At 67.9% G+C, this 22,968-nt stretch carries 19 protein-coding genes and 1 tRNA gene; 6 read left to right on the top strand and 14 right to left on the bottom strand.

Going from position 1 to position 22,968, the window contains the following annotated elements; translation table 11 throughout:
- Window positions 1–42: 42 nt before the first annotated feature.
- The gene (gene ligD / locus OXM57_01055) at window positions 43–1,848 is read right to left on the bottom strand and encodes a non-homologous end-joining DNA ligase (protein MDE0351267.1); all 1,806 of its coding nucleotides are present in this window, start codon (window positions 1,846–1,848) and stop codon (window positions 43–45) included.
- A gap of 74 nt (window positions 1,849–1,922) precedes the next feature.
- Here ligD and OXM57_01050 point away from each other — a divergent pair.
- The 3 genes from OXM57_01050 to OXM57_01040 all read left to right on the top strand — a co-directional run bounded on the left by OXM57_01050 (window position 1,923) and on the right by OXM57_01040 (window position 4,185).
- Window positions 1,923–1,995, top strand: a tRNA-Lys gene (locus OXM57_01050).
- Between the two features lie 306 nt (window positions 1,996–2,301).
- Window positions 2,302–3,027 carry a hypothetical protein gene (locus tag OXM57_01045; protein ID MDE0351266.1) on the top strand — a complete coding sequence of 242 codons (726 nt, stop codon included), beginning with the start codon at window positions 2,302–2,304 and terminating at the stop codon, window positions 3,025–3,027.
- Window positions 3,028–3,135: 108 nt separating this feature from the next.
- Window positions 3,136–4,185, top strand: coding sequence for a leucine dehydrogenase (locus OXM57_01040; GenBank protein MDE0351265.1), 1,050 nt, complete (start codon window positions 3,136–3,138; stop codon window positions 4,183–4,185).
- A gap of 13 nt (window positions 4,186–4,198) precedes the next feature.
- Here OXM57_01040 and OXM57_01035 read toward each other — a convergent pair whose 3' ends face one another.
- From OXM57_01035 to OXM57_01020, 4 genes are read right to left on the bottom strand one after another with little or no spacing between them, the layout of a single operon-like run.
- Window positions 4,199–6,037, bottom strand: coding sequence for an ABC transporter ATP-binding protein (locus OXM57_01035; GenBank protein MDE0351264.1), 1,839 nt, complete (start codon window positions 6,035–6,037; stop codon window positions 4,199–4,201).
- Entirely contained in the window at window positions 6,034–7,890 is a 1,857-nt protein-coding gene (locus OXM57_01030; GenBank protein ID MDE0351263.1) for an ABC transporter ATP-binding protein, read from the bottom strand. Before OXM57_01030 ends, OXM57_01035 begins: the two co-directional genes overlap by 4 nt.
- Window positions 7,887–9,101, bottom strand: a complete 1,215-nt coding sequence (locus OXM57_01025; GenBank protein MDE0351262.1) for a M20 family metallopeptidase — start codon at window positions 9,099–9,101, stop codon at window positions 7,887–7,889. The genes OXM57_01030 and OXM57_01025 overlap by 4 nt, the downstream gene beginning before the upstream one ends.
- Window positions 9,102–9,161: 60 nt before the next feature.
- Window positions 9,162–9,662, bottom strand: a complete 501-nt coding sequence (locus tag OXM57_01020; protein ID MDE0351261.1) for a nitroreductase family protein — start codon at window positions 9,660–9,662, stop codon at window positions 9,162–9,164.
- A 90-nt stretch (window positions 9,663–9,752) separates the two neighbouring features.
- On the opposite strand from OXM57_01020, the gene OXM57_01015 reads away from it, so the two are divergent.
- The 3 genes from OXM57_01015 to OXM57_01005 are packed head-to-tail and all read left to right on the top strand — an operon-like array spanning window position 9,753 to window position 12,262.
- Window positions 9,753–10,259, top strand: coding sequence for a hypothetical protein (locus tag OXM57_01015; protein ID MDE0351260.1), 507 nt, complete (start codon window positions 9,753–9,755; stop codon window positions 10,257–10,259).
- Window positions 10,260–10,261: 2 nt separating this feature from the next.
- Window positions 10,262–11,965 (top strand): DUF5671 domain-containing protein, encoded by a 1,704-nt coding sequence (locus tag OXM57_01010; GenBank protein ID MDE0351259.1) that lies wholly within the window; start codon window positions 10,262–10,264, stop codon window positions 11,963–11,965.
- A 30-nt stretch (window positions 11,966–11,995) separates the two neighbouring features.
- A complete protein-coding gene (locus tag OXM57_01005; GenBank protein MDE0351258.1) occupies window positions 11,996–12,262 on the top strand; it encodes a DUF2277 domain-containing protein in 267 nt (88 codons plus the stop codon).
- 441 nt (window positions 12,263–12,703) lie between these two features.
- Here the strand turns inward: OXM57_01005 and OXM57_01000 are convergent, their stop codons facing one another.
- The 9 genes from OXM57_01000 to ahcY all read right to left on the bottom strand — a co-directional run bounded on the left by OXM57_01000 (window position 12,704) and on the right by ahcY (window position 22,938).
- On the bottom strand, window positions 12,704–13,525 hold the full coding sequence (locus tag OXM57_01000) for a DUF6159 family protein (GenBank protein ID MDE0351257.1): 822 nt from the start codon (window positions 13,523–13,525) through the stop codon (window positions 12,704–12,706).
- Between the two features lie 75 nt (window positions 13,526–13,600).
- Window positions 13,601–15,154, bottom strand: coding sequence for an amidohydrolase family protein (locus OXM57_00995; GenBank protein MDE0351256.1), 1,554 nt, complete (start codon window positions 15,152–15,154; stop codon window positions 13,601–13,603).
- A 5-nt stretch (window positions 15,155–15,159) separates the two neighbouring features.
- Window positions 15,160–16,644, bottom strand: coding sequence for an aminopeptidase P N-terminal domain-containing protein (locus OXM57_00990; GenBank protein ID MDE0351255.1), 1,485 nt, complete (start codon window positions 16,642–16,644; stop codon window positions 15,160–15,162).
- 10 nt (window positions 16,645–16,654) lie between these two features.
- Window positions 16,655–17,545 carry a haloalkane dehalogenase gene (locus OXM57_00985; protein MDE0351254.1) on the bottom strand — a complete coding sequence of 297 codons (891 nt, stop codon included), beginning with the start codon at window positions 17,543–17,545 and terminating at the stop codon, window positions 16,655–16,657.
- A gap of 27 nt (window positions 17,546–17,572) precedes the next feature.
- The gene (locus tag OXM57_00980; protein MDE0351253.1) at window positions 17,573–18,235 is read right to left on the bottom strand and encodes a CDGSH iron-sulfur domain-containing protein; all 663 of its coding nucleotides are present in this window, start codon (window positions 18,233–18,235) and stop codon (window positions 17,573–17,575) included.
- An 85-nt stretch (window positions 18,236–18,320) separates the two neighbouring features.
- The gene (gene argH, locus OXM57_00975) at window positions 18,321–19,679 is read right to left on the bottom strand and encodes an argininosuccinate lyase (GenBank protein MDE0351252.1); all 1,359 of its coding nucleotides are present in this window, start codon (window positions 19,677–19,679) and stop codon (window positions 18,321–18,323) included.
- A complete protein-coding gene (locus OXM57_00970) occupies window positions 19,676–20,881 on the bottom strand; it encodes an argininosuccinate synthase (GenBank protein ID MDE0351251.1) in 1,206 nt (401 codons plus the stop codon). The genes argH and OXM57_00970 overlap by 4 nt, the downstream gene beginning before the upstream one ends.
- Window positions 20,878–21,327, bottom strand: a complete 450-nt coding sequence (argR, locus tag OXM57_00965; GenBank protein MDE0351250.1) for an arginine repressor — start codon at window positions 21,325–21,327, stop codon at window positions 20,878–20,880. Before argR ends, OXM57_00970 begins: the two co-directional genes overlap by 4 nt.
- A gap of 141 nt (window positions 21,328–21,468) precedes the next feature.
- Window positions 21,469–22,938, bottom strand: coding sequence for an adenosylhomocysteinase (gene ahcY, locus OXM57_00960; GenBank protein ID MDE0351249.1), 1,470 nt, complete (start codon window positions 22,936–22,938; stop codon window positions 21,469–21,471).
- Between the last annotated feature and the right edge of the window lie 30 nt (window positions 22,939–22,968).

The raw sequence follows: 22,968 nt of genomic DNA, 5'->3' as shown, positions 1-22,968 counted from the left end.
CCACTCTAGGAGTGACTGCTCGCATCTTCGGCTTCGATACGGTCAGCCGGGTATTCCCAGCGCCTCCTCGGCCCGGTCGAGCCGCTGGCCTCCCAGGAGCACGGGCGCGAACAGGTCTCCGTAGCGGGAGATCCGGTCCCAGATGGTGGTGATGGTGAAGCTCGTCGGATCGATGGAATCCAGTTCGTCCCACCGGAGCGGCGTGGAGACCGGCGCGCCGGCGCGGGGCCGCACCGAGTAGGCCGCCGCGATGGTGGCGCCGGCCCGGTTTTGCCCGGAGTCGATGTACACCTTCCCCGCACGGTTGGGAATGTGGCGGTCCATGGTCACGTTCTCCGGGTTGGCGGCGGCCAGCAGATGTCCGATCCGCTGTACGAACATCCTGACCCGGGCGTAGTCGTGGACCGGGTCGAGAGGTACGTAGACGTGGATGCCTCTCGATCCGGAAGTCTTCGGATAGCCCCTCAGCCGCAGGTGGCCGAGGGCTTCGCGGAGGAGGCCGCCGACAGCCGCCACCTGGTCCCAACTCGAGCCCGCGGCGGGGTCGAGATCGAACACCGCGAAGTCGGGGGCATGGAGGGACCGGACCCGCGAGAGCCAGGGGTGGACCTCGATGCAACCCATGTTGGCCAGCCACATGAGGGACTCGGGCCGGTCGGCGGTCACGTACTCGATCACCGCGCCCCGATGGGCCGAGTCGATCGGGACCAGCGGCATCCAGGCCGGCTGATGGCCGGGGGCCTGCTTCTCGTAGAAGAAGGCGGCCTCGGCACCGTCGGGGAACCGAGCCATGACAATCGCCCGATCCTCCAGGTGGGGAAGCAACATCGGCGCGGCGGAGGCGTAGTAGGAGATCAGGTCGCCTTTGGTGTAGCCGTCGGGAAAGAACTGCTTGTCGAGGTTGGAGAGCCGCAGGGGGTCGTCGTAGCCGGCCAGGGCGTATCCTTGCTCGGTCTCCTTGGCCCTGGGTACGGTCGGGAAGGAGACGCGGCCGCTCGCGGCGGGCCGTCCGGGCGGTTCCGGCGCGGTCACGGACGCCAAGGCCTTGTTGATCTCGGTCTGGATCATGTGGTGGGACGGTTCGTCGCGGGACTCGGAGATGACGGTCATCCGGAATCCGGCCCGGTGGGCCGCCTCGACCAGGGGTGTGATCCGGAGGTCGCCCCGGCCGTAGGGGAGGTGGCGGATCTCGCCGGTCTCGTCGTACAGGACATCGCTGAACTGGGTGTGGAGCGGATCGATCTTCCACCCGGCGAAGTTCTCCCGAAGGAACCCGAGCACCGCCTCGAACGCCTCGACCGACCGGAGGCCTCCTCCGCTGATGGCATGGACGTGGGCCCAGTCGATGACCGGCCGTACGAACGGATACTCCGCCCCGAGGACGGCGATGTCGCCGAGGCTGCCCATCTGGGAGGCCCGCCCCGTGGTCTCGAGGCCCAGGCCGACCCCTAGGTCGGACACCTTGGTCGCCAGCTGATCGAGGTGGTGCCGTATGGTGTCCATCAGGAAGCCCGGCTCCTCCTTGCGCCGCCCGCCCGGATGGGCCACCACCACCCGAGCGGCCATCTCGGCGGCCAGCTTCATCGTGTGCTCGATCGCTCCCCGGCATCTCCGCGCCCGGTCCTCGTCGGTAAGGGTGAGGACCGCGAAATAGGGGGCATGGATGGAGAGCGGGATCCCTCGTTCGGCCGCCTTCTTCCCGAAGGAGCTGCAGCGCCGCTCGTTCCACGGGAAGGACCTCGTAAAGGCCAACTCGAAGGCCTGGTAACCCTGCTCCAACAACCCGTCCAGGAACTCATCATCCGCCATGGCCGGCGGAGGCAGCCCCGAGTATCCGAACGTGATCACCGAGCCAGCCTATCGCTCCAAAGCGGGGCGGAGCGAGGCTCACGAAAGGCCTGGTGGTCGCTACCCTGCCGGTTGGGCCTGTAGCTCAGTAGGCAGAGCAGCGGACTTTTAATCCGAAGGCCGCGGGTTCGATTCCCGCCGGGCCCACCGCGGCTTCGTCCCAAGGGATCAGGTGAGACTCCAACCGCCGCCGAGTCTCTCCCTCGCCCAAGTTCGATCTACGTAGCCGCTCCCGGAGGTGCGACGTGCCGGAACGGGGCCAATTCACGGCGACCACACATTCTCGGGCAGGTGAATGCACATCGTCGACGCTTATATGACTTGCGCGAGTGTGGGGGAGAACTATGCTGGACCCAAGTCCTGAGAACCCTGAAGTGATCTGAGGCTACCGTAGGTTTCAGCACGTGAACCTACCTACTGACAACGGAAACCAATGCTACGAAGGGGGCAAAAGTGACACGGGCGAGACTAGGCAGAATCACGGGGTGGCTATTGATCGTAGGGCCTGTGGTTGACGTTGTAGTTAGTAGTATTCGGCCGGGCAGTTTTCCTGGAGAAAACCCTGACGGAGTCCAAGCTGCAATGCAGGCTGCCATTCAGGCTATGGTGCCGGATAGTACCCAGGTGAGTCTCTTAACATACATCGGATTCATAGCCGCCTTCGGGATGCTGCTGGGTTTCTGGGGCGTTAAGGAAGTGTTAGGGGACACGGGCAGTGAAGGGTACCTGAGGAAGATCGGTCTCCTTTTCCTCACGATCGCATTGGCAGTGCGTACCGTGTCCCTTGCGATGAGCTTCTTGACATCTGTGACGCTTAGCTATTCACCGGCTGAGGGCATAGCATCGGGAGAATCCATCGCTACAGCCGTCATATTCACGGTGATAGGAGGGGCAGTCGGTCTCTTCGCGACGGTACTTGCCCTGGTGGGTGTGGCATTCTGGGCTGTGTCCCTTATGAATGTCGACCTGATCGGTCCGGACAAGCCCCTCGCGATCTGGCTGGGCGTGGCCCCGGCGATTGTCGGGTCTTTCCTCCTGTTCATCGCGACCTTCATAGAAGGCAGCATCTTTACGCTGTACCTCTTGGGTAATCTCACCGTGTTCGTTCAAGTCGCCTGGGTCATCCTGCTAGGCATAGCGTTCATCAGGAAGAGCGATTCCTTGGCCACCACCGCTTGATCGCCGATTGACCGGGCGGGCTTGGTTACCGCCCGGTCACATTGGTCGGGGCGGCGGCCGACGGGAGCTACCTAGTCGGGGATTGGTTGGCCCGGTCAGGCCAGGGTGATGCTGGTAGTTGACCACCTGAGTTGCTCCGGCTACGAGCAGGTGACCGTGTTCACCGACGCGGAAGCGGGCCTCAGGGCCATCGTGGCGATCCATGACACCTCGCTGGGGCCGGCCTGCGGCGGGACCCGCATCTGGCCCTACGCCGGCCGGGAGGAGGCGCTCGGGGACGTCCTGCTGCTGGCACGCGCCATGACCTACAAGTCGGCGGTGGCCGGCCTTGACATCGGCGGCGGCAAGGCGGCCATCATCGCCGACCCCCGCGCCGGTTTGAGCGAGGCCCTCCTACGGGCCTTCGGGCGTTGCCTCAACACCTTGGATGGACGTTTCGTGACCACCGCGGACGTGGGGGGGACCGGCCGGGACATGGAGATCGTCAACCGCGAGACGGACCATGTGGTGGGCCTGCCGGTGTCCCAGGGGGGCAGCGGGGACAGCTCCATCATGAGCGGCCTGGGGCTCTACGTGGGCATGAAGGCTTGCGCCAAGGTGGTCTGGGGGAGCGACAGCCTCCGGGGCCGGCGGGTGGCCATGCAGGGCTTCGGCAAGGTGGGTACCCAAGCCGCTCGTCATCTGCTGGACGAGGGCGTCCACCTGGTGGCAACCGCCCTTCACGACAGCACACTGCGGAAGGCCCGGAGCATGGGCGCCGAGGTGGTGGCGCCGGAGGAGATCTACGACGTGGACTGCGACATCTTCTCTCCGTGCGCGCTAGGCGGCGTGATCAACCGCGACACCATCCCCCGCCTGACCTGCCGGATAGTGGCCGGCGCCGCCAACAACCAACTGGCCACTGCCGCCGACGGCGACGAGCTGCACCGGCTGGGCATCCTCTACGCACCGGATTTCGTCATCAACGCCGGGGGCATCATCAACCTGTCCGTGGAGGTTGGCAGGCCCTACGACCCGGAGGTGGCCAGAAGGAAGACGGAGCAAATCTACGACGTGGTGGAGCGGGTCATCCAGGCGTCGAGGAGCGAGGGCATGCCCACCACGTGGGCGGCCAACCGGCTAGCCGAGCAACGTCTGGCCGCGGCCCGTTCCGCCTGATACCTCGGAGGGTCTAGCCGGAGCGGGAGGGCTGCTTGACGGTGCCTCGTTGCCATGCCTCGTGGAGGTGCCGGTACGCGCCGTCCTCCTCACGTAGCAGGTGGTGGGGGCCGTCCTGGACTATCCGGCCCAGGTCGAAGACCAGCACCCGGTCGGCGGCCTCCGCCGTCGAGAGCCGGTGGGCGATGGTGATGACTGTGCGGCCCTCGGTGAGGCTGTCGAGGGCTCTCGATAACCTGACCTCGGTTGCGGGATCGACCGCCGAGGTGGCTTCGTCCAGCACCAGCAGGTCGGGGTCGGCGATAGCGGCCCGTACCAGGGTGACCAGCTGCCGCTCGCCCACCGATAGGGACGACCCTCGCTCGCCGACCTGGGTATCGAGTCCCTGACCGAGTTCGGACAGCCAGCCGGCCAGGCCCAGGCCCACGAAGGCCCGCTCGACCTCAGCCCGGGCCGCGCCCGGCTTGCCCATCTGGACGTTCTCGAGGATGGTCCCGCGGAAGAGCATCCCTTCCTGGGGCACCATGACGACCCGGTGGCGGAGCGACGAGAACCGCACCCGGGCGACATCGACGCCACCCAGCAGCACCACTCCCTCCGAGGCGTCCATCAGCCGGGTGGCCAGCTTGGCGAACGTGGTCTTGCCCGACCCGGTCTCGCCCACCACCGCCACGTGCGAGCGCGGGGCCAACTCCACCGACACACCCTCCAGAGCGGTGGTGCCGGTGGCATCGCGGGCGGCCTCGCCCGGTCTCGGGTAGCGGAAGGTGACCCCTACGAAGCGGATACCCAGCGAGCCGGAGGGAATGTCGATCCCGTCAGAGCCCGGATCGGCCACGTCGGGGGGGATGTCGAGCACGTCCAGCACCCGCTTCCATCCGGCCGCCGCCCCTTGGGCCTCGTTGATGGCCTCGCCGAACAACTGGATGGGCACGATCATCAACTGGACCAGGAACATGAAGGCCACCACCGTTCCGACCGAGGTGTCTCCCCCCACCGCCAGCACGGTGCCAACCACCAGCACCGCCGCCGTGACCGCCGAGGTGAGCAGTTCGCTCACGCCGGAGAAACCCGAGGTCATCCCACCGGCCCGGACCGCCGCCGCCCGGTGCTCCTCGATGACGTGGCCCAGGTCGGCGCGCACCCGATCCTCGATGCCGTAGGCGCGGATCACCGAGGCGCCGGCAACCGCCTCCGCCAGCGCGCCCAGCATCCGACCCACCTTCTCGCGCACCACCAGGTAGGCGGCCGCCAGCCGCTTCTGGAACCAGCGGATCGAGAAGAGGATCACCGGCAGCAGGGCCACCACGGTCAGGAAGAGCTGCCAGGAATAGATCGCCATCACCACCATGGCGAGGATCGCCTGGCCTCCGTTGACCAGGATCATCAGGCCGGCCCACTGCATGAACCGGCTGATCTGGTCGATGTCGGAGGTCACCCGGGCCACCAGCACGCCCCGCTGCTCGGACGCCTGGTGGAGCATCGAGAGGTCGTGGATGTGCCGGAAGGCGCGGACGCGCAGGTTGGAAAGAGCCACCTCCGACGTGACCGCCAGCCGGAGATGCATCAGGCCGGTGGCGACGGCGGTGATCGCCACCGCTACGAGCGAGACGACCGCCATCCGGCCCACGAAGGTCATGTCCGCCCCGCCCTCGGCGAGCCCCCCGTCGAGGATCTGCTGGATCCCAACGGGGATGATGACCCGGCCCGCCGTGGCGACGGCCGCCAGCGCGAAGGTGAACAGCATCCCGGTGCGGATCTCCGGCGACAGGCTCAGGCCTCGCTTGACGGTGGTCCAAGCCTCGGTGCTGCCGCGCTCCCGCGTCTCCTTGCGTTCCGTGCCGATGATCATGCTGTACCCACGTCGTAGGCGTTGATGAGGGCCCCATAACTCGGTAGGCGGTCGTAGAGGTCTAAGTGGGAACCTCGAGCCACGACCCGGCCCCCTTCGATGTAGATCACCTCGTCCGCCAGCAGGATCGAGGTGCGGCGGTAGGCGACGATCACGACCGTGGTGTCGATCCTCCAGAGGCCGGCGAGGATGGCGGCCTCGACCGCGGGGTCCACCGCGGAGGTGGCATCGTCCAGCACCAGGAGGCGCGGGTGGCGGACGAGCGCCCTGGCGAGGGCTACCCGTTGCCGTTGGCCGCCCGACAGGGCAGCTCCGCGCTCGCCGACCTCGGTGTCGTAACCCTCGGGGAGATCGAGGATGAACTCGTGGGCCTGAGCGAGGCGGGAGGCCGACTCGACCTCCTCATCACTGAACTCGCCGCCCAGGGTGATGTTGTCCCGGACGCTCGTATCGAACAGGAACGCCTCCTGGAAGACCAGGGCGGCGCCGCCTGCCATGGACTGCCGGGACAGATCGGGGAGGGCCGCGCCGTCCAGCCGGATGGTGCCCGAGTCCGGGTCGAACAGGCGCACCAGAAGCTGGGCGACGGTCGACTTTCCCGAACCGGTGGGGCCGACCAGGGCGACGGTCTGGCCGGCGGGCGTGACGAATGAGATGTCCTCCACCCCCCGCCGGTCGCCGTTCTCGGGCAGGGGAAGCTCCGGTGAGCCCGCATCTACAGGTTGGTCGCCGAGGTCGCTCAACCCGGTCTCCGGGTGCAGGTACGAGACTTCCTGCGCGGTGGCGGAGGCGCCGCCGCTGCCCCGACCATCGTGGTAGCCGTAGACGAAAGTGTCGGGATCGTTGAGGACCGCGTTGATCCGCTGCTTCCCGACCACAGCGGCTGGCAACAGGCCCAACAGCCAGGCGAAGATACGCATCGGCATGGCAATCAGACGGAAGAGGTAGGCGAAGGTGACCAGAGTGCCTGCCGTCATCAGCCCCTGGTCCACCCTCCACGCCCCGACCGCGGCGACCGCCAGCACGCCGACGGTGGGGAGCGCCTCCATGATGGGATCGAAGACGGCCCGTATCCGGCCCATCTGCACCATGTCGTACCGGAGCCGGTTCGCGAGGCCACCGAAGCGGCTGGTCTCGATCTCCTCCCTGCCCAGTGTCTTCACGACCAGGGCGGCATCGAACGACTCATGGGCGGCCTCGGCGACCTCCGCCCGGGTGCGCTGCGCCGCCGCGGCCGCAACCCGCATCCTCCGCTGGTAGAAGATGTTGTTGATCATGATCGCCGGCCCGATCAGGAAGCCGACCACGGCGAGGAAGGGGTCGGTAAGCAGGAGGAGGACCGCGGTGATCGTCAGCATGAGCATCACCCCGAAGGCCATGGGAAGGGGCGCCGCGATCTGGGCGGCGGCCTCTGTGTCGGAGCCCACGTTGGAGAGGAGCTGGCCGGTGGGGTGGCGGCGGTGCCATTCGATGGGAAGCTCCAGGTAACGGTTGGTGACATCCACCCGGTCGCGCTGCTCCAGCCGGTACATGGCCAAGTAGGCGGCGTACCTGCGGACAGCGAGGCCGGTGCCCTTCACCGCTCCCAACGTCAGCAGGATCAGCGTCATCACCACCAGGGAGGCGGTGGTCACGTCGCCACGGCGGGCGGCGGGGATCAGAACGCTGTCGGTGGCCCAACCGATCGCGTACGAGAAGGCGATGGTGCTCACCGAGTGGACGGCGGTGAATCCGAACCCGATGGCGAACTCCCGGGGTGCCCGGCGAACCTGTTCGACTATCAAGCGGTAGCCGCGTCCGAGGATCTTGCGCTCGGGCTGGCGGGCTTCCTCGATGACGGTGTCCGCGGTCATGCGCTGGTTCCGTCGGCGAATCCACCCCGGCCGTGGGCCAACGCCACCGCTGCATGTAGGGCCATCCCGGCGGCCATGGCGGTTTCGTCGAAGACGACCCGATTGGAGTGATTGCCCGGAACCCGGCCCGGCTCGAGCCCGGGCGGGCAGGTGCCCAGGTAGGCCATCGTTCCCGGTACTTCGTCCAGCACGTACGAGAAGTCCTCACCTCCCATCGACGGCCACGGTGGCTCGCCGACCGAGTCCGCGCCGAGGGCCTGGCAGCCAACGGTGCGGACGAACGCCGTGTAGCCGGGGTGGTTGACCGTTACGGGGTAGCCGACGCCGAACTCGACCTCCGCCTCGACGCCATGGGCGGCGGCGACATTGCCGGCGACCCTGTGGAGGATGGAGTGGAGCTCGGTCCGGGTGGTTTCAGACAGAGCCCGGACGGTGCCGAGCAGCCGGGCTGTTTCGGGGATCACGTTGTGAGTGGTGCCCGCGTCGACCCTGGCGAAGGTGATCACGCCCGGCTCGAATACGTTGATGCGGCGGGTTACAGCTGTCTCGACCGCCAGGATGATCTCGGCGGCCACGGGAATGGGGTCGAAGGCCAGGTGGGGAGCGGATGCGTGACCCCCTTTGCCACGGATGGTGATAGCGACCTCGTCGGTGGCGGCCATCTGCGGCCCGGCGCGAAACCAGACCGTGCCGGACGGATAGAGGTTGGACACGTGCAGGGCAAAGGCCCCGGAAGGCCGCTCACCGGCCGTGTCGAGGAGGCCTTCCTCGAGCATGAGCCGGGCACCGAAGAAACCTTCCTCTCCCGGCTGGAACATGAATAGCACCGAGCCGGCCAGTTCGTCCCGCCGGGATGCCAGGAGACGGGCTGCTCCCGCGAGCATGGCGGCGTGCATGTCGTGGCCGCAGGCGTGCATGAAACCGGCGCGCTCGCTGGCGAATGGCAGGCCGGTGTCCTCGGGAACGGGGAGGGCGTCCATGTCGCCCCTGAGGAGGATGGTCGGGCCCGGACGGGCACCCCGGAGCACCGCCGCCAGCCCGCTGGTGGTCTGGTGCTGGGTGACTTCGAGCGGAAGCGACTCCAGTTCGCCGAGCACCAGGGCGCGGGTGAGGGGGAGGTGGTTGCCTTGCTCGGGGTTTCGATGGAGCCTGCGGCGGAGGTCCACCGTTCGGGGGAGGAGGGACCTGGCCTCCGGGAGTAGAGAGCGCACCGACGCGAGACTACACCCGGCCGACAGCCCGATCCGTCATGCGCTGCGGCGGGAGCGCCGCTAGCCGCCGTACGAGTTGCGGTGGATGATCTCCTCGAGTGGTTTGCGGCCACCCGCCTTGGCCGGGCGCGAGGCCGCCGACGGGTATCCCAGCGCGATGGCATACCGGCAACGCCGGCCCTCCGGGATCTCGAGTACCTCGTGGGCCTTCTCGTTGTTGTGGAGGGTGATCGGGCATGAGACCATTCCGATGGCGGCCGCCGCCAGCATGATGTTCTGGGCCATCCGTCCCATGTCGAACCCGTAGGTACTGCCCTCCTGCACGAGGGCCAGCGCCACCGGCGCCTTCGACAGGGGACCGGCGAAGCTGGCGCACCCCGCCAGGCGGTCCATCTGCTCGCGGTCGTCCACCACGATGATGGACCAGTTCTGGCGGTTCTTGGCGCTGCCGGTCCAGCGAGCCGCTTCGAGAACCCGGCGGAGGTCCTCCGGCTCGACGGGCCGATCGGCGTAGTTGCGGATTGCTCTGAGGCGCAGGATGCTTTCGTATGTGGTGCTCATGGGCAACCACGTTACCGTCTGCTCCGGCGCATCCGATCCAGCCGGCATGTCATGGGGCGGGGGAGCGGCGTCGGAGTAGGCTGGCCGCCCATGAACGACCCGACCACAGGTGAGCCCGCAGGCGATGCGCGCGGGGCGCATCGAAGTTCGCAGCGCCGACTCCTCGCCTGGTCCGGGGCGGTGCTGGCCTTACTCATCATCCTGGCTGCGGTCTTCTCGTTCGTCGGCGACACGGAACTCGACCCGGACACGCCGGAGGGAGTTGTTCAGCGCTACCTGAGGGCGGTGATAGCCGGCGACCGGCCGGAGGCACGCTCCTACCTGGCGTCCGAACTCGACGGCTGCGGCACCCGTTTCCCTCGCCATCTGGTTGACGAGGCCTTCCGGATCGAATGGCTCGACACGACCGTTGACGGGGGAACAGCCTGGGTCACTGTGTCTGTGGCCCGGTCCGCCCAGGGAATCTTCGACTCGTACCGTCCCGAGACCTACGAGTTCCGACTGAGTCCGGAGCCCGCAGGATGGCGGATCACCCACCAGGAGTGGCCCTGGTACGAGTGCTCGGTTGACCACAAAGAACCTGAGCCGGAGTACTAGCCGTGGTCGAAGTCATCTTCGCGCTACTTGTCCCGATCCTGCTGCTGGGTGGCGCCTTCGTGGGGCTGATCGCGGTGCTGGCCCGCCGGTCGCGTCGCGACATCGGGACCACCCTCCGGCGCTTCTTCCAGCAGGGGATGCTGCTGACCCTGGTGATCCTGGTGGCGACCGGGGTGTCAGGTCTGCTGTCCGCGGCCGACCCTGACGTGGTGGCCGGCCCCGGTTACCTGGCCTTCATGCTGGCGTGCGTCATCGTGGGAGGCCCGGCCCTGCACCTGGCGGCTCGCCGGGAGCGCCGCCGTGGTGACCGCCACGAACGACCCGGCTTCGGTGGGGATGGGTATCTCGTCCTGGCGGAGTTGATCAGCCTGGTGACTGCGGCTACCGGCCTTTCGCTGTGGGGCGAGAGCCTCCTAGAGGGCCGCTTCGATATCGCTCCGGCCGTCGTGGCCCTGGTATGGGGCACGGTCTGGGTCTTGCACCACCGCCTGGCAGGCCTGAGAGGACGGACCGGCGGGCTGGCGTACGGTGTCCTGGCCGGATCGCTCATCGGGCTGGCCACCGGGGCGGTCTTCGGAGTCCTCATCCTGACGTCGATCTTCGAGCGGGCGTATGACTCCGTGACCGGCGTGGCGGTGCTCGCCCGTGGCACCGGGGCCCTCCGGCAACCGCTAGTCGAGTTGGTGGTGGCCGGCGCCATCTGGCTGCGCTACTGGGCGATGCTGGGGCAGCACCTCGAACGTTCCACCGCCTGGCGAGCCTACGTGTTGCTGGCCGGCGTGGTGGGAGGCCTCTTCACCGCTCTCTCCGGGGTATGGAACCTTGCATACCTGAGCCTCGACTGGTGGTTCGGAGACCCGATCGGGCCCGCCGGCCTTCATTTCCGCGAGCTACCCGTGACCCTGGCGCTGATCATCGTGGGCGGGGCGGCGTGGAGGTATCACGATGCCGTCATGCGTTCGGCGGCGCCGGACGAGCGCGCCGAGGTGGATCGCGCCCATGACTACCTCGTGGCCGGGGTCGGCCTGGTCGCCACCGTGGGCGGCGCGGCCGCCGTGCTCGCAGCCGTCATCCAGGCCCTGACGCCCGCCACCGTTCTATATCCCTCCGATCGTTCGGAACTCGTGGGAGCAGTCACCGTCCTGCTGGTAGGGGCACCGCTCTGGTGGCGCCACTGGACCAAGATCCAGCAGTTCCGCAACGAACGCCCGCCGGTCGAGGTCGCCTCCCCCACCCGCAGGATCTACCTGATCGCCGTGTTCGGGCTGGGCGGAGCGGTGGCGCTGGTGAGCCTGCTGGTGCTGGTCTACAGCGCCCTGGAGCAGATATTGGGATCCGGTACGGGCACGGAGGTGGTGCTCGCCGTCCGATGGCCGCTCGCCCTGGCGGCGACGGTGGGGATCACCGCCGCATACCACCGCACGGTGCGCCGGACAGACCTGCTGGAGGCGCCCGATCCCGAGACCGGCCGCCAAGTTCCTCCCGAGGCGAGATCGCTGACTCTCGTCGCGCGGGATAGCGGCCCGGTGGCCGAAGCGCTGGCGCAGCAAACTGCCGTGAGGGTGCGCTACCTGGAACGCACGGACGGCCAAGGGCGTCCTCTGGCCTTGGATGAGGTGTTGGAGCTACTCCATGACCACCCGGAGTCACACCTGCTGATCGTCTCCGGCGAGGACGGGGTCGGGATCATCCCCTACGAAGGGTGATCGGTCCGGGGACGGGTACCCTGGCAGGCTGTGTGTCGTAGCATCAGAACCCTGCACAATTTCGAGCCGCCCGCCACGGACGAGGAGGTCGGCGCCGCCGCCCTGCAGTACGTGCGCAAGGTCTCCGGTTCGGCCCGACCGTCCCGCGCGAACCAGGATGCGTTCGATCGGGCCGTGGAGGCCATCGCCCGGGAAACCCGGACGCTGGTCGACACGCTCGTGACCAGGGCGGCGCCCAAGAACCGGGAGGTGGAAGCCGCCAAGGCCCGAGCCCGGGCGGCCGCCCGGAGGCGCTAGCTTCCCGCCTCGGGACTCTGACCCGGGCTTGAGCCATCCGGTAGGTACGCTCGGCCTCGTGACCTTCACCTGCCCGGTCTTGGAGTGGCAGGCATCGATTCATGAGGTTGACGCGCCTGACGTCCACCGGTGTGACGGGAGACCTAAAGACCCCAGGGCTAACGAGGGGGTTGAACGTGTCACAGCCCCGCCGCATACTGCCCGGCAGTCACAAGCACCACCGGTTTCTTGTTTGGACGTCGAGGAAACCGGAACCGGGATCAATTCGGGAGCGGACCCGCCGGGGGATGACGGAACGCGTTCGGACCGAAGGAGGTGGTGGCTGGGGGATGGACCCGCTGGGTTGGGGCGTGTCGTGGCGTTTTTCGCGTTCTCGTCTTGTGGGTACGGGTGGCGAATTACCGAATCAGGACACCGGATCCAATGTCGTTAATCGGAGGGCTAGCGGCGTCTCCTCCGGAAGGCCATCTGCATAGCGTTTTGGTCGAAGTATCCGGAGGGGACGCTGCCTGCCACAGCGAAGTGGTAGAGCGCGGTCTGGTAGATGGCGCTCAAGGCCGCCACCGATGCCGCGGCGACGATTATCCAGATCACGCCGATCAGCAGGGCCACCGCCGCGATCGTGCCCCCCGCCGAGATACCCAGGAGGATCACCGCCGCGCCCGGGAGGATCAGAAGGAAACCCACCAAGCCCATACCGACCTGCGCGGCCAGGTTCTCGCCCCAGGTGCTGCGGAGCAGCGACCCGCACTTCTTGAAGGCGGCGCCGGCACCTGATCCCTCGATGACGATGATCGGCAGGACCAGGAACGTGAGCACCGACCAGGCCAGGCCGAGGGCGCTGACGATGATCTGGCCGATCAGTCCGACCCGTTCCTCGATGGCCCGCAGGATGACCGATACGGTGGCCGACAGCAGCGCCCAGGGAAGGATCTTTCCGGCCCGGCGGGCGGCGCCGCGGATGGCGCTCCCGATGGTCGGATCCCCACCCTCCAGCCGCTCGTTGGCGGCGCTGACCAAGGCTGCATTGAAGAAGATGGTGATGTAGGCCAGCACGAAGTACATCAGGAGCAGCACCAGCAGGCTGGACCCGCCCATCGTCGCGCCTCCCTGTCCGGTGAAGAAGATCGGAACGATGAAGGTGGCGGCGACGATCATGGAGGCGATCCCGGAAATGATGGGGAGCAGGATCAGCTCCTTGTCGGCCTTGAGTACGTGCCAGGAGGACCTGGCGAGGGCGAAGGAATTGGCGATTCGTGACATCGGCCCATGCTACCGGAGTCCGGTTGTTTGCAGAACAACCTCGCAGGGTCTAGCGGCCGGTCCGGAACGCTCCGCTCAGCGGTTGGAAGCCCGGAGGACCCGTCCGGCCGAAGTGTGGGACAGCCGGCCGTGCTCGATGGCGGCCTTGCCGTTGACGAATACGTGGCTGACGCCCTCGGCGGTTGCGCGGCCGTCGTCGAAGGTGGCCCGGTCCCGGATACGGTCGGGGTCGAACACGGTCACGTCGGCTGCCGCGCCGGGGCGGATCACCCCTCGATCGGCCAGGCGGTACCGGTCGGCGGGCATGGAGGTCATCCTCCGGATGGCATCGGGTAGCTCCAGCCATCCGCGGTCCCGCACCAGGTGCGCCAGCACCCGGGCGTGGGTGCCGAAGCCCCTGGGGTGGGGGTGGGTTCCCCGGAAGAGGCCGTCGGAACCGACCATTCCCAGCGGGTGGGTCATGGCCCGCCGGAGCTTGGCCTCGTCATCCCATCGGTAGACCATCAGGACGCGGAGCCGGCACTCGGCGAGCAGGGTGCAGACCACCTCGGCCAGGGTGGGACCGACCCGTCCGATGGCGTCGGTAAGGGGGCGTCCTTGGAGATCCTGGTACGGGCCGTCCGGCACGGCGGAGAAGTAGGCGTTCCCAGGATCCGGCACGTAGTTGCGGAAGAACTCCTCTATGTGCGGCGCTACGGCGGCCCGGACCGCCGGATCACCCAGCTTCGAGATGAGGTGTTCGGGAGGACCGTCGTCGAACCACCGGGGCATGCAGAAGGCCAGGTGGGAACTGGCCGCCATGTAGGGGTAGGCATCGAAGGTGACATCGAGTCCGCTCTCCCTGGCGTCGGTCAGGAGTTGGTACAACTCGTCCGAGCCGAACAGGTGGGAGACGTGGACCGGCACGCCGGCCTTCCGGCCCACCTCCAGGGCCTCCTCCACCCCGGCGGCCACGTCGCCCCGGATTCCGCGGACGTGTGATGAGTAGACGCCGCCGTACTCGGCCACCGCCCGGGCCACCGCGATCAGTTCGTCCGTACTCGCGTGCCCGGCCGGGAAGTAGTCGAGGCCTACCTGGATCCCGGAGGCGCCCGTCTCCATTCCCTGGCGGGTGAGGTCCTGCATGCGCTCGATCTCCGCCGGGTCGGCAGGACGGGGGTCCCATCCCACCGCCTCGGCCCGGATCGCGAGGAAGCCCACCTGGGGCACGACGTTGATGGCCGCCCGGCCGTCGAACAGGGCCAGGTACTGTTCGGGATCCGACCACTCCCAGGCATCGTCGGGCGGCCCGTTGAACACGTCCAGGTAGGCGAGCAGGTCCGCCGTGCAGGATGGCGACGCCGGCGTGTAGGCGAACCCGTCGGGTGCCAGCAGGTCGGTGGTGATCCCCTGCCGCAACCGGGCCTCGGTGTCGTCGCCCCTGAGCAGTGAGAACTCGGAGTGGGAGTGGACGTCGATGAACCCCGGGCACACGACCGAGCCCGCCACGTCTGCGGTCCGGCGGGCATGGCGGCCTGCCAGGGCTCCGACGGCCGCGATGCGTCCGCCCGCCAGGCCCACATCGGCCCGGATGCCGGGACTGCCCGTGCCGTCGATGACGGTGCCTGAGGTCAGCAGCCAGTCGAGCATGGTTGTCAGCCGCCTGCAGCCGCTGCCCGGTAGGGCTCCAGGAACGGCATCAGCGGCGCCTCGGCGCACAGGCTCTCGATCCGGTCCGGATCCGTGGGCACGCCGCGAGTCAGGATCTCGCCGCCGGATCCCGTGATCAGGACATCGTCCTCGATCCGGATGCCGATGCCCCGGAACTCCTCGGGAATCGGATGTGCCACCTTGGGGGCGTCGTCGCGCTCCTTCTTCTCGAGTTCGCGGGCCTTGGCCGGGCCGAGCAACATGCGGCGTTCCATCTGTTCGTCGATGTCGAACTCCAGCATCGCCAACTCGACCGTCTCCCGCTCGGGATCGACGTAGATGCCCGGCTCGACCGTGAACACCATGCCGGGCTCTAGAGGTCGGGGCGCGCCCCCCACCCGGTAGGCGCCGGCATCGTGGACGTCGATGCCCAGCCAGTGCCCGGCGCCATGCATGAAGAACTCCCGGTAGTGGTGCATGCTCATCGCGTCGCCGGCCGGACCCGGCAGCAGGCCCAGCTCGACCAGGCCCTCGGTCAGGAGGCCGCTCGCGGCTGCCTGCTGCTCCTTCAGGCTTCCGCCCGGCCGGGCCAGGGCCAGCGCCGCCTGCTGGGCGCCCAGCACCAGTTCGTAAACGGCCCGCTGGGGCGCCGTGAACCGCCCGCCGGCCGGGAAGGTGCGCGTGATGTCGGCCGAGTAGTAGCCGTATTCGGCGCCGGCGTCGATCAGCACCAGATCGCCCTCCGCGATGCGCCGGTCGTTCTCGGTGTAGTGGAGGATGCATGCGTTGGCGCCCGACGCGACGATGGACGGGTAGCCGTCGCGGCGCGCCCCTCGCATCCTGAACACGTATTCCATAGCGGCCTGGACCTGGTACTCGTACCGGCCGGGCCGGGCGAACCGCATGGCCTCGGCATGGGCCTCGGCGGTGATCTCGCATGCGGCGCGGAGCAGGTCGATCTCCTGGGGGGTCTTGACGAGGCGCATCTCGCCGACCAGGGAATGCACGTCCCTGAACTCGCTCGGAACGACCCTTCCGTAGCGTTCGCCGAGCCCTGCGACAGCCCGGGCCAGGCGCAAGACCCGGCGGTGGAAGCCCGGGTTCCCGAACGGCAGGAACACCGTCCGGCGCCCCACCAGCCTCTGTCTGAGGAGCGTGTCGAACTCCCCGATTGGGTAGGAGGCGTCGGCGCCGTAGCGTTCCCTGGCGCCATCCGTTCCGGCCCGCAGGCCGGTCCAGATCTCCTTCTCCCGGTCCTTGGGGCGCACGAACAGGACGTATTGCTCGTCGGCCGCCTGAGGGTCGAGCAGCATGATGGCGTCCGGTTCGTCGAATCCGGTCAGGTAATGGAAGGCGGAGTCCTGGCGGAACGGGTGCTCCACATCGTGGTTGCGGGTGGTCTCCGCGCCGGCGGGTAGGAGGGCGATGCCGTCACCGATAACGGCCGCGAGGCGTTCCCGGCGCTCGGTGTGGAGGGAGGGGGTGTCCATGGGGTGGAGCCTACCGAGGGCGGGCCCGGTCGCCCGTGGGTAGGGCGGTAAGCCAGCCGGCCAGCGCCTCACCGATCGGGTCCGGGGAGTCCTCCTGGACGAAGTGGATTCCCCTCACGGTGACCTCGGTCTGGTTGGGCCAGGACCGGCACACCTCCCGGGGGCGGCCCACCAGGATGGAGCCGGGGTCGGCGTTCACGAACAGCTTCGGTACATCCCAGCCGGCCAGCCGCGCCGCGTAGTTCGCGACCGCGGCATGCACATCGGCCGGCCGGCCCTCGATGGGGATCTGTCGGGGCCAGGCGAGGGTGGGCCGGCGGTCCTCCCCGGGCCGGCGGAAGGGCCGCCGGTACTCGTCCATCTCGTCCTCGGTCAGGTCGCGCATCACGGAGGCCGGCAGGATCCGCTCGACGAAGAGGTTCTTCCTTAGCACCATGTCCTCACCGGCTTCCGAGCGCATCCCCCGGAAGACCCCCCGGGCTAACTCCGGCCAGTCCTCCCAGTTCAGGGGGGTGACTATGGCTTCCATGTAGGCCAGGCCCGACACCGAGCCGGGATGGCGTACCGCCCAGTCGAAGCCCAGCGCCGCGCCCCAGTCGTGAACCACCAGCGTCACCCTCTCGTTCACACCGAGCAGGCGTAGCAGCTCGTCGAGGTAGCGACGGTGCTGGACGTAACGGTAGGCGTCCGGACCGGAGCAGGGCAGCTTGGCCGAGTCGCCCATCCCGATCAGGTCGGGGGCGATGCAGCGGCCCAGATCCGCGACATGGGGGAGGACGCCGCGCCAGAGGAAGGAAGAGGTCGGGTTCCCGTGCAGGAAGACGATCGGGTCGCCCGACCCCACGTCCACGTACGCCATATCGAGGTCGAAGACCCGGCGCGATCGTTTATCGAGCTTCATAGCGCCTCCGGCCCGGAGTGCTCCCGGTCAGCCGGTGAACCCGGCCTTCTTGTGTGATCCGTCGCAGAGCGGCTTCTGGGCGGAGTGCCCGCACCGGCACAAGGTGACGCGGTTCCTGACCTCGAAGGGTTCGCCGTCCGATCGCTCGACCCGGATCCCGCCGGTCAGCCACAGCGGACCATCGGTGATGACCGAGATCTCGACGGGCAGGGCCGGTTCGATCTCGGTGCCGTCGACCGTGTAGGAGAGGGCGCCGGAGGGGCACCGCTCGATCATGGCCATCACCTGTGACCGGACCACGCTGTCATCAGTGCCTGGAGTCATCTTCCAGACATTGGATACGCGGTTGCCGCAGAAGCCGGCGTGCACGCAGATGCTGCGGTCGTCGAACACCTCGATCCCGGTACCGCCCAGATCGGCACAGCGCTCCTTGAAGGAGTCGGCCGGCGCCGTTTCCGTACCGTCGAAGCCCACCTTGCCGTGCGTCCCGTCACAGTACGGCTTACGGGAGGACTCCCCACACCTGCACAGCGCGTAGACAGGGTTCTGCTCGGCCACGTCCTCGCTCCGCCAGGTGAGGGGCTCGCCGTGTTCCGACATCACCGCGCTCCTGACCCGCAGGGGCACCGATCCAGAGACTATGTACGGGCCGTCGGGCCGGACGGTTACGGTTACGGGCTGCTCGGCCACGGTCTCCTCCAGGTGTCGGGACGGACGTGAGCGAACTATACGTAACCCGCAAGTGCTAGACCACTAGGCGCGGACCGGGCGCCGGTCAGCCCAGGCGACGCTTGAGTGTCCGGAGCTGCTCCCGCACCGAGGCGAAGCCGGCCCCTCCGGTCGAGCGGCGCCTGCCTACCGACCCGGCCGGGTCGGTAAGGGACAGGTCGGCGGGCTCGAACCGGGGGTCGGCCTCCACCAGATCGGCGATGGTCGCCTCCGAAAGGGACCTGCCCCCGCCGGCCAGCGTCGCCAGCAGGGCGCCCACCACCCGGTGGGCTTCGCGGAACGGGACTCCTCGTTCGACCAGAGCCTCCGCCAGGTCGAGCGCGGTCACCGACGGGTCGGGCGGGGTTGGGTGGAACTCGGCGCTGCCGATCAGGGCCGTCATCGCCTCCAGCGCGCCGGCCAGAGCGTCGTCGATGGAGAACAGGGCCGCCTTGTCCTCCTGGAGGTCGCGGTTGTACGTCATGGGCAGACCCTTCTGGAGGGCCATCAGGCCCGTCAGGCAGCCGATGGCGGTGGCCGCGCGTCCGCGGGTCAGCTCGGCTATGTCGGGATTCTTCTTGTGCGGCATGGCCGACGACCCGGTCGTGAGAGCGTCTCCGAAGGTCACCCAGCCGAATTCGGTGGTGGTCCAGAGCACGCATTCGGTCGCCAGCCGCGACAGGTGGACGAGCGCCTGGGTGCAGGCGAAGGCGTATTCGGACACGTGATCCCGGGCCGCCACCGCGTCCATCGAGTTCACGAAGCGGCCGGCCATCCCCAGCAACTCGGCCGAACGGTCCGGATCGAGCGGAAGGCTGCTCCCCCCGAGCGCGCCCGCGCCCAGCGGAGAGACGTCCATTCGGCGGCTCATGTCCTCGAACCGTTCGATGTCCCTTAGCGCGGTCGACACGTACGCCAGCAGGTGGTGGGCCAGCGGGACCGCCTGGGCCTGCTGGAGGTGGGTGTAGCCCGCCACCACCGTATCCCCGACTCTCTCAGCGGCCTCCACCATCGCCAGGCAGAACTCACGGAGACCATCGATCCTGGCTCCGGCGGAGCGCAGCAGGTAGAGGCGGAGGTCCAGCGCCACCTGGTCGTTCCGGGACCTCCCGGTGTGGAGCTTCCCGGCCACCTCGCCGACCAGCTCACCCAGCCGCCGTTCCACCGCCGAGTGGACATCCTCGTCGCTCTCCAGGAACCGGAAGGCGTTCCGGTCGGCTTCGGTCACGATCTCCTGCAGGCCGTTGGTGAGCGTGCCGGCCTCCTCGGCGCTCAGCAGGCCGGTCTCGGCGAGCATGGCGACATGGGCGAGGGATCCGGCGAGGTCCTCCCGCAGCAGGCGCCGGTCGGCATGATCCACGGTGAAGTTCCACAGGACCCGGTCGGGGCCCTCGGAGAAACGTCCCCCCCACATCTGGGTGGTCACGGGATCACCCCTGAGCCGCGGCCGGCCTGGAGGCGGAGGCGGAGGGCGTTGAGCCGGATGAAGCCGGTGGCGTCGGACTGATCGTACGTCCCGCCCTCCTCGAACGTGACCGTCTCCTGGTCGTACAGGGTGTGGGAGTCGGAGCGCCGGCCCATAACGCCGGCATTGCCCTTGTACATCCGGATACGGGCCTCGCCGGTGACGTTCATCTGGATGCCGTCCATGAACCGCTGGAGGGCCTCCCGCTCGGGGGAGAACCAGAAGCCGTTGTAGACCATCTCGGCGTAACGCGGCATCAGCTGGTCCCGCAGGTGAGCCAGCTCCCTGTCGAGGGTGATGGACTCCACGGCCCGGTGGGCGTGATGGAGGAGGGTGCCACCCGGGGTCTCGTACACCCCCCGGTTCTTCATGCCCACGTAGCGGTTCTCGACCAGATCGACCCGACCGATCCCATGAGCACCGGCGATGCGGTTGCAGTGGCCCAACAGCTCGGCCGGCGACATCCGGACTCCGTCCACCGCCACGGGGGTACCTCGCTCGAAGGCGATGACCACTTCCTGGGGCTGGTCGGGCGCCGCCTCGGGGTCGCAGGTCATCTGGAAGATGCCTGCCGGAGGCGCCACCCAGGGATCCTCCAGCACGCCGCCCTCGTAGGAGATGTGGAGCAGGTTGGCATCGGTGGAATAGGGCTTCTCGGGTGTGACCGGGATCGGGATGTCGTGCTTGTCGGCATAGGCCACGAGGTCGGCGCGACCCCTCATCGACCACTCCCGCCAGGGGGCTACCACCCGGATGTCGGGTTTCAGCGCGTACGCGGACAGCTCGAAGCGCACCTGGTCGTTGCCCTTCCCGGTAGCGCCGTGGGAGATGGCCTGCGCGCCGTACTCCTCGGCCGCCCGGACCAGCCCCTTGGCGATCACCGGCCGGGCCAGAGAGGTGCCCAGCAGGTAGTAGTTCTCGTATACCGCGTTGGCCCGGATGGCCGGCCACACGTACTCGTCCACGAACTCCTCGCGCAGATCCTCGGCCACGGCTTCGACCGCGCCGGTCGCGTACGCCTTGGCGACCGCTTCCTCGACCTCCTCGCCCTGGCCGACATCCGCCGTGTAGCAGACGACCTCGTAGCCACGCTCCTCGATCAGCCACTTCAGGATGACGGACGTGTCCAGCCCTCCCGAGTACGCCAGCACCACCCGGCTCATTCGCTCACTCCCAGCTCTTCTATCAATTGCGCTACGGCCGGCCCGCCGGTCTCTTCCCCGGCCACGACCAGCATCGTGTCGTCTCCGGCCACGGTACCCAGGATCCCTTCGATGCCGGCATCGTCGATAGCGGCCGCCACCACGTGGGCCGCTCCCGGAGGAGTCTTTATCACCACCAGGTTCCCGCTCGACCGGACCGAAGCCACGTAGGTGGACAGGGTCATCGCCAGGGCATCCCGGGCGTTACCGGGCTCCCAGGAATACCGGAACGAACCATCCGCCGTCCTCGCCTTGACCGCGCCTACCGCCCAGAGGTCCCGCGAAACCGTGGCCTGCGTGACCTGGAACCCTTGCTCCGCCAGGAGTCGGGCCAGGTCGGCCTGGCTCGCTACGGTCTGTTCGGACAGGATGTTCCGCACCGCTCTCCGGCGCGCCTCCGTGCTCATCTCCCGCACAAGTATGCACTTGCTTGCATGATTATGCAAGCAAGTGCGGAACCCACCGGGTTGCCGAAACCGAGACGGAGGCCGACAAAGGACAGTGTGGCCAGTGGTTAATAAGCAGTTGAGTCCAATAGAAACTAGCAACTAATACTTGTAGTCGTCCCGTTTGTAGGGACCGTCCACCGGAACGCCTATGTAGTCGGCCTGGTCCTTGGTCAGCTCGGTCAGCTCCGCCCCTAGATGGTCGAGGTGTAGCCGGGCCACCTCCTCGTCCAGGTACTTCGGCAGGCGCAGCACTTCGGCCTCGTACTCGTCGGCGTTGTCGTGCAGGTCGAGTTGGGCCAGCACCTGGTTGGTGAACGAGGTGGACATGACGAAGCTCGGATGTCCGGTCGCGCAGCCGAGGTTGAGAAGCCGGCCCTCGGCCAGAATCAGCACGCCGTGGCCATCCGGGAACACGAATTCGTCGTACTGGGGCTTGATGTTGCGGCGCGCCACCCCGTCGGCGGACTTCAGAGCCGCCATGTCGATCTCGTTGTCGAAGTGACCGATGTTGCCGACGATGGCCTTGTCCTTCATCAGGGACATGTGCTCCAGGGTGATCACGTCGCGGTTGCCGGTGGCGGTGATGAATATGTCGGCGGTGTCCACCACCTTCTCGATGGTGTTGACCTCGAATCCGTCCATGGCCGCCTGCAGGGCGCAGATCGGGTCGATCTCGGCGATGACCACCCGGCACCCCTGGCCGCGGAGGGCCTCGGCGCATCCCTTGCCCACCTCGCCGTAGCCGGCCACGAGCGCCAGCTTGCCTCCGAGCATTACGTCGGTGGCGCGGTTCAGGCCGTCGATCAGGCTGTGCCGGCATCCGTAGACGTTGTCGAACTTGGACTTGGTGACCGAGTCGTTGACGTTCATGGCCGGGAAGAGCAGCTGTCCCATGGTCTGCATCTCGTGGAGACGATGGACACCCGTGGTGGTCTCCTCGCTGACGCCGCGAACGGACTCCGCCATCCGGATGAAGTAGTCGGGATCGTCCGCGATCCGGCCGCGGAGCAGGTCGAGTATCACCCCCCACTCCTCGGGCTCGCCGTCCGGATCGAAGGAGGGCACGGCGCCCAGGCGACCGTACTCCGCCCCCTTGTGGACCAGCAGCGTGGCGTCCCCGCCGTCGTCCACGATGAGGGAGGGGCCGTCCGAACCCGCCCAGGCCAGCATGCGATCCGTGCACCACCAGTACTCCTCGAGGGTCTCGCCCTTCCAGGCGAAGACCGGGATGCCGCGCGGGTCTTCGGGGGTGCCGCCCGTCTCGGGCCGCCCGACCACCACCGCGGCTGCCGCCTGATCCTGTGTGGAGAAGATGTTGCAGGACGCCCACCGAACCTCGGCCCCCAGCTCGGCCAGGGTCTCGATCAGCACCGCGGTCTGGACCGTCATGTGCAGGGAGCCGGAGATGCGGGCGCCGGTCAGCGGTTTGGTGGCTCCGTACCGTTCCCGGAGCGCCATCAGCCCGGGCATCTCGTGTTCGGCGAGCTCGATCTCCCGCCGACCCTGCCCTGCCAGGCGGAGGTCGCGGACCTTGTATTCGAGCGGCGCTCCCTCGCGGTTCTCCATCATTTCTACGTTCTCCTGATCGGTCGGGGTCGA

It is taken from the genome of bacterium (genome assembly GCA_028820935.1).
Lineage (GTDB): Bacteria > Actinomycetota > Acidimicrobiia > Spongiisociales > Spongiisociaceae > Spongiisocius.
The sequence above is the reverse complement of the archived record's forward strand: the minus strand, read 5'-3'. Positions and strand labels throughout refer to the sequence as shown.

What these genes read in the sequence shown, in the direction of transcription:
- OXM57_01040 (MDE0351265.1), top strand. Translation starts at nt 3,136, where the DNA reads ATGCTGGTAGTTGACCACCTGAGTTGCTCCGGCTACGAGCAGGTGACC.
- OXM57_01035 (MDE0351264.1), bottom strand. Translation starts at nt 6,037, where the DNA reads ATGATCATCGGCACGGAACGCAAGGAGACGCGGGAGCGCGGCAGCACC.
- OXM57_01030 (MDE0351263.1), bottom strand. Translation starts at nt 7,890, where the DNA reads ATGACCGCGGACACCGTCATCGAGGAAGCCCGCCAGCCCGAGCGCAAG.
- OXM57_01020 (MDE0351261.1), bottom strand. Translation starts at nt 9,662, where the DNA reads ATGAGCACCACATACGAAAGCATCCTGCGCCTCAGAGCAATCCGCAAC.
- OXM57_01015 (MDE0351260.1), top strand. Translation starts at nt 9,753, where the DNA reads ATGAACGACCCGACCACAGGTGAGCCCGCAGGCGATGCGCGCGGGGCG.
- OXM57_01000 (MDE0351257.1), bottom strand. Translation starts at nt 13,525, where the DNA reads ATGTCACGAATCGCCAATTCCTTCGCCCTCGCCAGGTCCTCCTGGCAC.
- OXM57_00995 (MDE0351256.1), bottom strand. Translation starts at nt 15,154, where the DNA reads ATGCTCGACTGGCTGCTGACCTCAGGCACCGTCATCGACGGCACGGGC.
- OXM57_00990 (MDE0351255.1), bottom strand. Translation starts at nt 16,644, where the DNA reads ATGGACACCCCCTCCCTCCACACCGAGCGCCGGGAACGCCTCGCGGCC.
- OXM57_00985 (MDE0351254.1), bottom strand. Translation starts at nt 17,545, where the DNA reads ATGAAGCTCGATAAACGATCGCGCCGGGTCTTCGACCTCGATATGGCG.
- OXM57_00970 (MDE0351251.1), bottom strand. Translation starts at nt 20,881, where the DNA reads ATGAGCCGGGTGGTGCTGGCGTACTCGGGAGGGCTGGACACGTCCGTC.
- argR (MDE0351250.1), bottom strand. Translation starts at nt 21,327, where the DNA reads ATGAGCACGGAGGCGCGCCGGAGAGCGGTGCGGAACATCCTGTCCGAA.
- ahcY (MDE0351249.1), bottom strand. Translation starts at nt 22,938, where the DNA reads ATGATGGAGAACCGCGAGGGAGCGCCGCTCGAATACAAGGTCCGCGAC.